Annotated in this window: 12 protein-coding genes; 7 read left to right on the forward strand and 5 right to left on the reverse strand. The window is 62.3% G+C overall.

Annotated features, from left to right (window positions below; translation table 11 throughout):
- Window positions 1-64 precede the first annotated feature (64 nt).
- The 3 genes from AK81_RS10235 to AK81_RS10245 all read left to right on the forward strand — a co-directional run bounded on the left by AK81_RS10235 (window position 65) and on the right by AK81_RS10245 (window position 1,892).
- Window positions 65-1,033 carry a polyprenyl synthetase family protein gene (locus tag AK81_RS10235; protein WP_016501544.1) on the forward strand — a complete coding sequence of 323 codons (969 nt, stop codon included), beginning with the start codon at window positions 65-67 and terminating at the stop codon, window positions 1,031-1,033.
- A gap of 187 nt (window positions 1,034-1,220) precedes the next feature.
- A complete protein-coding gene (locus AK81_RS10240; RefSeq protein ID WP_043198767.1) occupies window positions 1,221-1,562 on the forward strand; it encodes a zinc ribbon domain-containing protein YjdM in 342 nt (113 codons plus the stop codon).
- 84 nt (window positions 1,563-1,646) lie between these two features.
- Window positions 1,647-1,892 (forward strand): PA4570 family protein, encoded by a 246-nt coding sequence (locus AK81_RS10245; RefSeq protein ID WP_016484829.1) that lies wholly within the window; start codon window positions 1,647-1,649, stop codon window positions 1,890-1,892.
- 135 nt (window positions 1,893-2,027) lie between these two features.
- Here AK81_RS10245 and AK81_RS10250 read toward each other — a convergent pair whose 3' ends face one another.
- The 5 genes from AK81_RS10250 to AK81_RS10270 all read right to left on the reverse strand — a co-directional run bounded on the left by AK81_RS10250 (window position 2,028) and on the right by AK81_RS10270 (window position 6,788).
- Window positions 2,028-2,645, reverse strand: coding sequence for an FKBP-type peptidyl-prolyl cis-trans isomerase (locus AK81_RS10250; protein ID WP_016484828.1), 618 nt, complete (start codon window positions 2,643-2,645; stop codon window positions 2,028-2,030).
- 85 nt (window positions 2,646-2,730) lie between these two features.
- Window positions 2,731-3,036 (reverse strand): DUF6482 family protein, encoded by a 306-nt coding sequence (locus AK81_RS10255; RefSeq protein ID WP_016501545.1) that lies wholly within the window; start codon window positions 3,034-3,036, stop codon window positions 2,731-2,733.
- A 128-nt stretch (window positions 3,037-3,164) separates the two neighbouring features.
- Window positions 3,165-3,653 (reverse strand): TIGR00645 family protein, encoded by a 489-nt coding sequence (locus tag AK81_RS10260; RefSeq protein WP_016501546.1) that lies wholly within the window; start codon window positions 3,651-3,653, stop codon window positions 3,165-3,167.
- 196 nt (window positions 3,654-3,849) lie between these two features.
- Window positions 3,850-4,188 carry a hypothetical protein gene (locus AK81_RS10265; RefSeq protein ID WP_043198769.1) on the reverse strand — a complete coding sequence of 113 codons (339 nt, stop codon included), beginning with the start codon at window positions 4,186-4,188 and terminating at the stop codon, window positions 3,850-3,852.
- A 161-nt stretch (window positions 4,189-4,349) separates the two neighbouring features.
- The gene (locus AK81_RS10270) at window positions 4,350-6,788 is read right to left on the reverse strand and encodes a Lon protease family protein (protein ID WP_043198772.1); all 2,439 of its coding nucleotides are present in this window, start codon (window positions 6,786-6,788) and stop codon (window positions 4,350-4,352) included.
- Window positions 6,789-7,049: 261 nt separating this feature from the next.
- Between AK81_RS10270 and AK81_RS10275 the strand changes: the two genes are divergently transcribed.
- The 4 genes from AK81_RS10275 to AK81_RS10290 all read left to right on the forward strand — a co-directional run.
- Window positions 7,050-7,538 carry a DUF3015 domain-containing protein gene (locus AK81_RS10275; RefSeq protein WP_043198774.1) on the forward strand — a complete coding sequence of 163 codons (489 nt, stop codon included), beginning with the start codon at window positions 7,050-7,052 and terminating at the stop codon, window positions 7,536-7,538.
- Window positions 7,539-7,611: 73 nt separating this feature from the next.
- Window positions 7,612-9,465: a DUF4105 domain-containing protein gene (locus tag AK81_RS10280; protein WP_043198775.1), complete on the forward strand. Its 1,854-nt coding sequence runs from the start codon at window positions 7,612-7,614 to the stop codon at window positions 9,463-9,465.
- Window positions 9,466-9,720: 255 nt separating this feature from the next.
- Complete coding sequence (locus AK81_RS10285; RefSeq protein ID WP_043198777.1) at window positions 9,721-10,077, forward strand: hypothetical protein; 357 nt, start codon at window positions 9,721-9,723, stop codon at window positions 10,075-10,077.
- Between the two features lie 67 nt (window positions 10,078-10,144).
- The coding region (locus AK81_RS10290) for a GreA/GreB family elongation factor (RefSeq protein ID WP_043198781.1) at window positions 10,145-10,543 on the forward strand (399 nt) is incomplete at its 3' end.

Below are 10,543 nucleotides of genomic sequence, written 5' to 3' on the forward strand. Positions count from 1 at the left end.
CACCGCGCCTTGACACACCGGTACCCGCGACCTAGCATGCCGCGCAACCTCACTGGAGCAGCCGATGCAACCCCAAACCTTCTACCGCGCGGTGGCTGATGATTTCAGCGCCGTCGACGAGATCATCAAGAAGCAGCTGACCTCGCGCGTGCCGCTGGTATCGAAGATCGGCGACTATATCACGTCGGCCGGTGGCAAGCGCCTGCGCCCCCTGCTGGTACTGCTGTGTGGCAAGGCCCTGGGCCGCGAGGGCGACGACCTGCGCCTGCTGGCTGCCACCATCGAATTCCTGCACACCGCCACCCTGCTGCACGACGACGTGGTCGACATGTCCGGCATGCGCCGTGGCCGCTCCACCGCCAACGCCCTGTGGGGCAACGCGCCGAGCGTGCTGGTGGGCGACTTCCTTTATTCGCGCTCGTTCGAAATGATGGTCGAACTGGGTTCGATGCCGGTCATGCAGATCCTGTCCAAGGCCACCCGCGTGATTGCCGAAGGTGAAGTGCTGCAGTTGTCGCGGGTACGCGATGCCAGCACCACCGAGGAAATCTACATGGAGGTCATCCGCGGCAAGACCGCGATGCTGTTCGAAGCCTCGACCCACAGCGCCGCCGCGCTGGCCGAAGCCACCGACGAGCAGCGCGAAGCCCTGCGCACCTTCGGTGACCACCTGGGCGTGGCCTTCCAGCTGGTCGACGACCTGCTCGACTACAAGGGCGACTCGCAAACCCTGGGCAAGAACGTCGGTGACGACCTGGCCGAGGGCAAGCCTACCCTGCCGCTGATCTACACCATGCGCGAAGGCACTGCCGAGCAGGCTGCGCTGGTACGCCAGGCGATCCAGAAAGGTGGCCTTGAGGATCTGGAGCAGATCCGCGTGGCGGTCGAAGCGTCGGGCGCGCTGAAGTACACCGCAGAGCTGGCGCGCGACTATGTGAAGCGTGCCATTGCCTGCCTCGAAGTGCTGCCGGCCAGTGAATACCGGGATGCCCTGGTCGAGCTGAGCGAGTTTGCAGTCGCGCGTACTCACTGATAGACCGAGCCACCTCCATTCGCGGGCTTGCCCGCTCCCACAGGATGAGTACAGCCCTTGAGGTTGGTGCCATCCCTGTTGGAGCGGGCAAGCCCGCGATGCTTTTGTCCGGACATAATCACTTCTGGGAAAATACCTTTTACAATGTGGGTTTTTAACCGCCCGTCTGTTTGTTTGAGGAACCGAAGTGAGCACTCTGCCAGCCTGCCCAAAATGCAACTCCGAATACACCTATGAGGATGGCACTCAGCTGATCTGCCCTGAATGCGCCCACGAGTGGTCGGCCAGTGGCGACGCCGAAGCGGCCAGCGACGAGGCGGTGAAGAAAGACTCGGTCGGCAACATCCTGCAGGATGGCGACACTGTCACCGTGATCAAGGACCTCAAGGTCAAGGGTTCGTCCCTGGTGGTCAAGGTCGGCACCAAGGTCAAGAACATCCGCCTGTGCGACGGCGACCACGATATCGATTGCAAAATCGACGGCATCGGCGCCATGAAGCTGAAGTCCGAGTTCGTTCGCAAAGTCTGATTACACAAAAAATTGCCAATTGGCGCTTGCTATTTTGATAATAAGAATTATTCTCATTGGAACTGATTTCCAAGGAGAATAGCCATGACTTATCTGATTGACGCTTGGCTTGACCGCCCTCACCCCTACCTGCGCATTCTTCATCGCGAAACCGGCGAAGTGTGCGCGGTGCTTGAAGAAGAAGCGCTCGACGAACTGCGTGACCAGGGCGACCTGGACATGAGCGGGCTGAATTCGAGTGAACCGGGGGTGCTGAAGGAGTTGGTGCGGAATTTGTTTCTGTTCTGCTATGCGCGGGCATTGCGCCCGATGGGAACGGATTGGAACTGACAGATCTGGCGAGGGCTTCGCCCTCGATCGCGACACAAGGCCGCTCCTACAGGGAACGCATCCCGCCGAGGGATCGCATATTCCTGTAGGAGCGGCCTTGTGCCGCGAATGGGCCGCAAAGCGGCCCCGGCGGTATTACAGAACGTCGAGCAGCTCGACGTCGAACACCAGCACGCTGTGCGGCGGGATGCTGCCAACGCCTTGGGCGCCGTAGGCCAGCTCGCTCGGCACGTACAGGCGCCATTTGCTGCCGGCATTCATCAGCTGCAGGGCTTCGGTCCAGCCAGCAATCACGCCACCTACCGGGAATTCAGCCGGCTGGCCACGCTCGTAGGAGCTGTCGAACACGGTGCCGTCGATCAGGGTGCCGTGGTAGTGCGTACGCACGTTGTCTTCGCGGGTCGGCTTGGCGCCTTCACCTGCGGTCAGTACTTCGAACTGCAGGCCCGAAGCCAGGGTGGTGATGCCATCACGCTTGGCGTTTTCGGCCAGGAATTCCTTGCCAGCGCCAGCGGCGGCTTCAGCCTTGGCAGCAGCTTCGGCTTGCATGATGTCGCGGATCACTTTGAAGCTGGCCGACAGGTCGGCTTCGCTGACGCGGCTGTCGGCGCCGTTGAAGGCGTCGGTCAGGCCGGCCAGGATGGCTTCCAGGCTAACACCTGGTGGCGGGTTGTCGCGCAGCTGGCCGCCCAGCTGACGGCCGATACCGTAGCTGACGCGAGTTTCGTCGGTAGACAGATTGAGTTCGGACATTGTCGTGCTCCACTGCAGGGCGCAGTGCAGCCGCGCCCTTGATGAAAAGGGCGAGCAGCCTAGCACACTGATGAGCTGCGAGCAGCTACCAGGCCGAACGCTGGGAAATCGGCACCTTGAGGTCTTCTTCGGGGTGCGAGCCCATGCCGCACATTTCATCCTGCACCGACCAGTGCACCAGGTTCATCGAGACCATGGGGATGGTTTGCAGCAACTTGCGGGCATCCTCCACCGAGTGCACGCGCAAGCGCTCGCCACGGGTGTCAGACAGCGGGTGGGCGCGCCCTTTGAGCCGGGCTTCAATGAGGTAATCGCCGCCTTCGATGGCGATCAGGTTCACTTCGTCGACATGGCCAGCCCTGGCCTCGAGATTGAGCTGATGCAGGTTCATGTAAGCACCTCGCGATGAGAACCACGCATGAGCGATCATTTTTCGTACAGGTGGGCCGAAAGCACAAGCCAGAAACGACACCGCCCGTCCGTTTTGCAACAGACGGGCGGTGCAGGCAACAACCGGGCTCAGTGCTTGGTCAGCTTGTCCAGGTAGCCCATGCAGAACGCCGAGACCACAAAGGTCATGTGGATGATCACGTACCACATCAGGTAGTCGGTGGAGATGTTCTGCGCATCCATGAACACCCGCAGCAGGTGAATGGACGAAATCGCCACGATCGACGCAGCCACCTTCATCTTCAGCGACGAAGAATCCATCTTGCCCAGCCAGTTGAGCTTTTCCTTGCTGTCGTCGATGTCCAGTTGCGAGACAAAGTTCTCGTAGCCGGAAATCATCACCATCACCAGCAGGCCACCCACCAGCGACATGTCGATCAGCGAGAGGATGACCAGGATCAGATCTGCTTCGCTCAGGGCGAAGACGTTGGGCAGGACGTGGACCACTTCCTGGAAGAATTTCAGCGCGAGGGCCAGCAGGCCGAGGGACAGGCCGAAGTAGATAGGTGCGAGCAGCCAGCGCGAGGCATACATCGCGTTTTCGAGAATACGTTCCATGGAGGGTTTGGGACTCGTCAGGTGACTAAAAAAACGACAGCGAGTATAGCCAGCCACCTGTTACAGCAAAAGCCCGGTGAACTGGGTCTGCTTTGCAGCCCATTCGCAGCGCAAGGCTGCTCCTACAAGGGAACGCGATCTCCTGTAGGAGCAGCCTTGTGCTGCGAATGGGCCGCAAAGCGGCCCCGGCAATGGTTCAGGTCTCAGGATGAAACTGGTAATCCCCCAGGTTCCGGCACCGCTCGCCATTGATCCGCCGCAACTGCGCCTGCAAATGCAAACACCAGATCTGCGGGTCTTCGGACACCTGATAACCATGCAAGGTCAGGCTGTCGACAATGGCATTGAGCACCGATTCAGCCACCATAGGCCCATGAAACGGCCCTTGGGCCTTGATTGCGGAAGGTTGCTCACCGGCCATGCCGGCGGCGAACAGCAGCGTCCACATGCCGTTATCCCCGGCCAGTGGGCGAATGCTGCATTCGATGCGGGTCACCAGGCCCAGGCACTGGCGTGTGAGGCTGAGGTTGCGCATGGCCGCGTCCCCTCCAATAAGCCTTGTTCAGCCTGAACACCAGGCTGTTTCCATCCTGAACGCTGATACTGTCCTTAAGTTCCAGCATAGAATAACAGCACAGAAAGATGGAAAACCGGCGCTGAACGGTAGCACATCGCCGCCAGCGCCGGTTTATTGACTCAGGCCGGTTTGGCCTGGGCAATCACCTCTTCCAGGCGTTCTTTTTCTGCCTTCTCGATGTCTTCTTCGCTGATCATTTCGGCGATTTCACGCAGGCGTTCAACCACCCGGGCGTTGACGCTGCCCTCGGTAAACAGGCCCTGGTCATCGAGCACCCCGGCCTCCTCGCCCACCAACAGGCTCAGTGCCTCGTCGGCCTGGCTGACCGCGTAGACGTGGAACATGCCGTTCTCCACCGCCTGCAGCACGCGCTCGTCGAGCATCAGGGTGGCGACGTTGGCACGCGGGATGATCACCCCTTGCTCGCCGGTCAAGCCACGCGCCTCGCACAGGCGGAAGAAGCCTTCGATCTTCTCGTTGACCCCACCCACCGCCTGCACTTCACCAAACTGGTTGATGGAGCCGGTGATGGCGAAGCACTGCTTGAGCGGCGTGCGCGACAAGGCCGAGATCAGCGTGCAGGCTTCGCCCAGCGAGGCGCTGTCACCGTCCACATAACCGTAGGACTGCTCCAGGGCGATGCTGGCGGAGATCGCCAGCGGGAACTCCTGGGCATAGCGGCTGCCCAGGTACCCGGTGAGGATCATCACACCCTTGGAGTGGATCGGCTGGCCAAGGTTGACCTCGCGTTCGATGTCGACGATGCCGCTGCCGCCCGGGTACACGGTGGCTGAGATACGCGCCGGCATACCGAACGCCGAGTCGCCCACTTCCAGTACGGTCAGGCCGTTGCACTTGCCGATGGCCGCCCCTTCGGTGTCGATCAGGATGATGCCGGCCAGCATGTCGTCCAGCACCCGCTGCGAAACACGCCCGGTGCGGGTGGCCTTGGCCTTGAGCGCACGTTCGATGTGCCCGGCGTCGGTCATTTCGTCACTGGCCAGCTGACGGATGAAATCGGCCTCGCTGACCAGCTGGAACAGGTCGCCGATACGCGCCGACAGGCGCGACTGGTTTTCGGCCAGGCGGGCGCTGTAGGTGGCCAGGCGCGCTACCGCGTCACTGGTCAACGGCGCCATGCCCTCTTCGTTGGTACGGGTGCGCAACAACTGGGCGAACTGCTCCAGGTTCTCGTCGACCATGGGCATGTCTTCGTCGAAGTCCACGAGCACGCGGAACATCTCCTGGAAATCCGAGTCGTGGTCCTGCAGGGCGTAGTACAGCTGGCGCGAGCCGATGATCACCAGCTTCACGTTCAGCGGAATCATCTGCGGCTGAAGGCTGACGGTGGCCACACGGCCCAGCTCCCCGATCGGTGACTCCATCTTCAGCTTGCGCGACTGCAGCGCACGCTTGAGCGCATCCCACACGAACGGCTCACCGAGCATTTTCTCGGCTTCAAGAATCAGGAAGCCGCCGTTGGCACGGTGCAACGCGCCAGGGCGCAGCTGGCGGTACGAGGTGTACAGCGCGCCCTGGTCGGTGCTGTATTCGATACGGCCGAACAGGTTGTCGTAAGTCGGGTGCGGCTCGAACACCACTGGCGCGCCACCGGCGGCATGGTGGCCGACCACCAGGCTTGGGGCGTATTGCTCTTCAAGCAGCTTGCGCGCGGCAGCGTCGGTCTTGCTGTCGTCGACCAGTTGCTCGACCACGGTGCGCAGCAGGTTGAGCTGCACCGACTGCAGGTAGGCGCACACCGCGGCGTTCTCGGCGTACTTTTCCGACAGCGGCGCCAGCAACGGCTGCAAGGCCAGGGTGATGGTTTCTTCGTTGAGCTGGCGCAGCTGGTTGTTCGACTCGCGCTTCCACTGCGGCAGGCTGGCCAGCTCTTCGTTCAGCTGTTCCTCGAGCAAGGCGATGTCTTCGTGGAACTGCTCGCGCACCGCTTCGGGCAACTGGGCGAACTCGGCTTCGTCCAGCGCCTTGCCCTCAGCCATCGGCGTGAAGGCGACGTTACTGGCATCGCGGTACAACGCCACGTCCTTTTCCAGCGAGGCCCGCTCGATCACATCCAGGGCGCGGTCGTAGCGCTGGTTGAAGGCGCGGTCGATGGCGCCTTTCTTCTGTTGGTAGGACGGGTGCTCGAACACTGCCGGGAAGGTGGCCAACAGGTTGTCGATCAACCCGCCCATGTCGGCAATGAACGCACCGGCGCTGCCCGATGGCAATTCCAGGGCGCGGGGCTCGCGGGTGTCATCGAAGTGGTTGACGTAGACCCAGTCGGCCGGGGTGTGCTGGCGCTTGCCCTCGGCCTTGAGGTAGCGCTTGACGAACGAGAAGCGCCCGGTGCCGGGCTCGCCCATCACGTATACGTTGTAACCGGGGCGGGGCATGGCCACGCCGAACTGCAGGGCCTCGACAGCACGTTCCTGGCCCAGGACTCCGCGAAACGGCTCCAGATCGTCGGTATGGGTAAAGGCAAACTGCTCGGGGGAGAAACGCCGGGTCAGGGCTTCAGGCGCGAGACGCAGGCGCGCAGCGACAGGATCGGGCATTGGGTTTCCTTACTTCGGCGGGGCAGATGAGCAGCATTCTGGCGCTGCCTCAGCGCGCCTTGCAAGGCTCTACGGGACTTTATATCGCGGCAGGTCGCAGCCAGTGCAGGTCATGCAACAGCAAATTTTTCGCAATCAACAACGCAACCTTTAGATCGTGCCTAAACTCCAAGCTGCGCGGGTGGGTGAAATGCTTTCCCGACCTGGCAACCGAGTTGCCAGAAACCCTGACCCTTGGTTAAGACAAAGAGAACAAATGCTATGAAACGGATTCTTCTGGGTACTCTGTTCACCGTGGTCTCGCTTAACGCCATGGCCGAAGCGCCTGGCGGCCCGAACTGCGGCTGGGGCAACATGCTGTTCGAAGGCCAGCGCGGCACTCCGGCACACTTCCTGGCTTCTACCACCAACGGCACTTCCGGCAACGCCACCTTCGGCATGACCTCCGGCACCAACGGCTGCTCCACCAAGGCTTCGCTGACCTACGGCGGCAAGTCCTGGTTTGCCATGAACGGCATGATGAACGAGCTTTCCGAAGACATGGCCATGGGCCAGGGTGAAGCACTGACCACCTATGCCGTGGTCCTCGGTGTCGCCCCGGAAGACCGTGGCTACTTCGAGTCGGTCGCCCACCAGCACTTCAACCAGATCTTCACCAGCGCCGACGTCACTGCTGAAACTGTCCACAGCAACACACTGGCCGTTCTGAAGAGCGACCCACGCCTGGCCAAATACGCTACCGAGGCCTAAGCGCAGCTGCTCCCGCCCCTCCCCCGGGGCGGGTTTCGCCTTTTTCGGCATCGTTAAGAAGTAGTTGCCCGATATGCTCAAACGCCTCGCTTCCCTGGCGCTGTGTGCCTGCGCCCCTGTTCATGCCGCACCCATGCTGGACCAAGGCCGTCTCCAGCAACTGGCCAATACCCCTTACTGGCTCGCCATTGGTCACTACGAAACCGCCAAGCTCGGTGGCTGGCGCAGCTATGTGGATGATGATGCGTTCTTCCTTGCCGAGGACGGTGCGCACCACCCCGACCAAGAGCTGCAAGCCACGGTCGAAGCGCTGTATGCCCCGGCCAGCCTCGGCGACAAGCACGCCCAATGCGTATTCCCCGCCCGCACCCGCTGGCTGCGCGAACAGCTCGACCTGCAAGGCCTGCCGCAACCGGACTGCCAGGAGTTCAAGACCTGGTACAAGTCGATCGACCCGCACAGCGCCGCGTTGATCTTCCCGGCGGCCTACCTGAACAGCCCGTCGTCGATGTTCGGCCACACCCTGCTGCGCATCGACCAGTCCAGCACGCGCAACGACGACACCACCCTGCTGAGCTACGCGATCAACTTCGGCGCCTACATCGAAGGCAGCGACAACAGCATCCTGTACGCCTGGAAGGGCCTGATGGGCGGCTACCCAGGGCTGTTCGCGCTGATGCCCTACCAGGAAAAACTGTCCGAATACCGCAGCCTGGAAAACCGCGACCTGTGGGAATACCAGCTGGACCTCACCCCCGAAGAAACCGGGCGCATGGTCGAGCATGTGTGGGAGCTGAAGCAGATCCAGTTCGACTACTTCTTCTTCGACGAAAACTGCTCGTATCGCCTGCTGGAGCTGCTGCAAGTGGCCCGGCCGAGCCTGGACCTGACCTCGCAGTTCCCGCTGACCGCCATCCCGACCGATACGGTGAAGGCCGTGAAGCAGTCCGGCTTGGTCGCCAGCGAAACCTACCGCCCCTCCCGCGAACGTGAACTGCTGGCCCGGGCAGAGCCACTGGACCACGACGAAAAGCGTCAGGTGCTGGCCGTGAGTGCCGACACCGCGCAGTTGCAGAGCCCTGAATTCAAGGCCCTGCCCAGCGAACGCCAGGCGTTGGTGCAGGACGCCGCGTATCGCCTGGAGCGCTACCGCGCCAATGGCCAGGAACGCGACCCAGGGCGGGCGAAACGCAGCTTCGAGCTGCTGCGGGCGATCAACAGCAACCCCCCGCCGCCCTTGCAGATCGAGCGCCCCGGCCTGCCCGAGGACGGCCATGACTCACGCACCTGGCAGCTGGGCGTGGGCACCCGTGAAGACCGCGCCTACGCCGAGTACGGCCTGCGCATGGCCTACCACGACCTGAACGACAATGCCTACGGCTTCCCGCTGGGGGCACAAATCGAGATATTGCAGCTGAAGGTGCGCCAGTACGAGGGTAATGACTGGCAGGTTCAGCGTCTGGACCTGGCCACCATTCGCTCACTGACACCCCGTAACGAGCTGCTCAAGCCCTGGTCGTGGCAAGTGGCCGGCGGCCTGGAGCGGGTGCCCGGCAAGCATGATGACGAGGTGCTGGTCAGCCACGTGAACGGCGGCGCCGGTGGCACCTGGCAACTGGCCGACGGGTTGCTGGGCTTTGCCCTGGGTACGGTGCGGGTCGAGCATCACAACGACTTCGCCCAGTTCATCGCCCCGGCGGCGGGGTTCAATGGCGGGCTGCTGTGGCGCAACGGCTTGGGCAACATGACGCTGGAGGCCAAAGGCGATTACTTCACCAATGGCGAAGTGCGGCGCAGTGTGAGCCTGAACCAGCAGTGGGAGATCAGCCAGAACCTGGGGCTGCGGTTGAGTGCCTCGCGCGAGTTCAGCCACCTGGCTACGGCGCAGAACGAGGTGATGCTGGAACTGAAGTGGTATCACTACTAGCGGGTCGGGCCTGCGCGCTTTTTGTAGGAGCGGCCTTGTGTCGCGATCGGGCCGCAGAGCGGCCCCAGCAATATGTGCATCATCGCTGAAATCCCGGGGCCGCTTTGCGGCCCGATCGCGACCCAAGGCCGCTCCTACATGGAACGTGCCGCGCCGGAAAGAAAGTTTTCCAACCAACTCTTTGACACTGTTTTGACACCTCCCCGACAAATCGCCACCTAGACTTGCCACTATCAACGGGAGGGTCTGGTGGTTATGTCGCGGTACTGGTTCGGCGTGTGCATTGCGTTGTTGCTGTCAGGTTGCGAAACCACCCACGAGCAGATGCTCAACCATGGTTATCCCCCTGCCTATGCCGATGGCTTCCAGGACGGCTGCAGCAGCGGCCGCCTGGCGGCCGGGCTGATGGTGGGCGGGTTCAGCAAGAACGTGCCGCGCTACCTGCACGAGCGCCAGTACGAAACCGGCTGGGACGATGGTTTTCGCCAGTGCCACGCCATGCAGAACAGCGAAGAACAGCGCGAGTACCACGAGCGCTTCTGGGACCAGCGCGACCGCGAGTGGGAGCAGGAAAAGGACCGTGGCGCCGCCAAGGCCTATCGCCATAACTGAGTCGCAAACGGACATCCCTTGAAACCGGCGGCCTGCCATGATGGTCTCCTGCACAAGGAGGCCCTGCATGAGCCGAGCATTCGTCAACGAAGACCAGGCCGCCGCCCAGGCCGACCAACCGGTCGAGCGACGCGTCAGCGAACAAACCAACTACGTCACCGCCAACGGCCTGCGTCAGCTGCAGGCCCGCGTGGCCGAGCTTAATGCCTTGCGCAGCGAGCTGCAGGCGCAGGGCGAGCGCGGCGACAAGCAGCGGCTGGCCGATACCGAACGGGACCTGCGTTACTTCAATGCGCGGGTGCAGAGTGCCCAGGTGGTGCCTGCAGCAACTTCACGCAGCAAGGTGCAGATTGGTAGCCGGGTGCGGTTTGTCGATGCGCAGGGCCAGGAGCAGGTGGTGCAGCTGGTGGGCGAGGATGAAGCGGATGCGGGGCGGGGGTTGATCAACTGGGGGTCGCCGTTGGGG

Source organism: Pseudomonas putida W15Oct28, from assembly GCF_000708715.2.
Taxonomy (GTDB): Bacteria; Pseudomonadota; Gammaproteobacteria; order Pseudomonadales; family Pseudomonadaceae; genus Aquipseudomonas; species Aquipseudomonas putida_R.

Excerpts from the sequence above, each read along its gene's own strand:
- AK81_RS10265 (WP_043198769.1), bottom strand. The coding sequence starts at position 4,188 with ATGCGCAACCTCAGCCTCACACGCCAGTGCCTGGGCCTGGTGACCCGC.
- AK81_RS10285 (WP_043198777.1), top strand. The coding sequence starts at position 9,721 with ATGTCGCGGTACTGGTTCGGCGTGTGCATTGCGTTGTTGCTGTCAGGT.
- AK81_RS10235 (WP_016501544.1), top strand. The coding sequence starts at position 65 with ATGCAACCCCAAACCTTCTACCGCGCGGTGGCTGATGATTTCAGCGCC.
- AK81_RS10280 (WP_043198775.1), top strand. The coding sequence starts at position 7,612 with ATGCTCAAACGCCTCGCTTCCCTGGCGCTGTGTGCCTGCGCCCCTGTT.
- AK81_RS10275 (WP_043198774.1), top strand. The coding sequence starts at position 7,050 with ATGAAACGGATTCTTCTGGGTACTCTGTTCACCGTGGTCTCGCTTAAC.
- AK81_RS10270 (WP_043198772.1), bottom strand. The coding sequence starts at position 6,788 with ATGCCCGATCCTGTCGCTGCGCGCCTGCGTCTCGCGCCTGAAGCCCTG.
- AK81_RS10245 (WP_016484829.1), top strand. The coding sequence starts at position 1,647 with ATGACTTATCTGATTGACGCTTGGCTTGACCGCCCTCACCCCTACCTG.
- AK81_RS10260 (WP_016501546.1), bottom strand. The coding sequence starts at position 3,653 with ATGGAACGTATTCTCGAAAACGCGATGTATGCCTCGCGCTGGCTGCTC.
- AK81_RS10255 (WP_016501545.1), bottom strand. The coding sequence starts at position 3,036 with ATGAACCTGCATCAGCTCAATCTCGAGGCCAGGGCTGGCCATGTCGAC.
- AK81_RS10250 (WP_016484828.1), bottom strand. The coding sequence starts at position 2,645 with ATGTCCGAACTCAATCTGTCTACCGACGAAACTCGCGTCAGCTACGGT.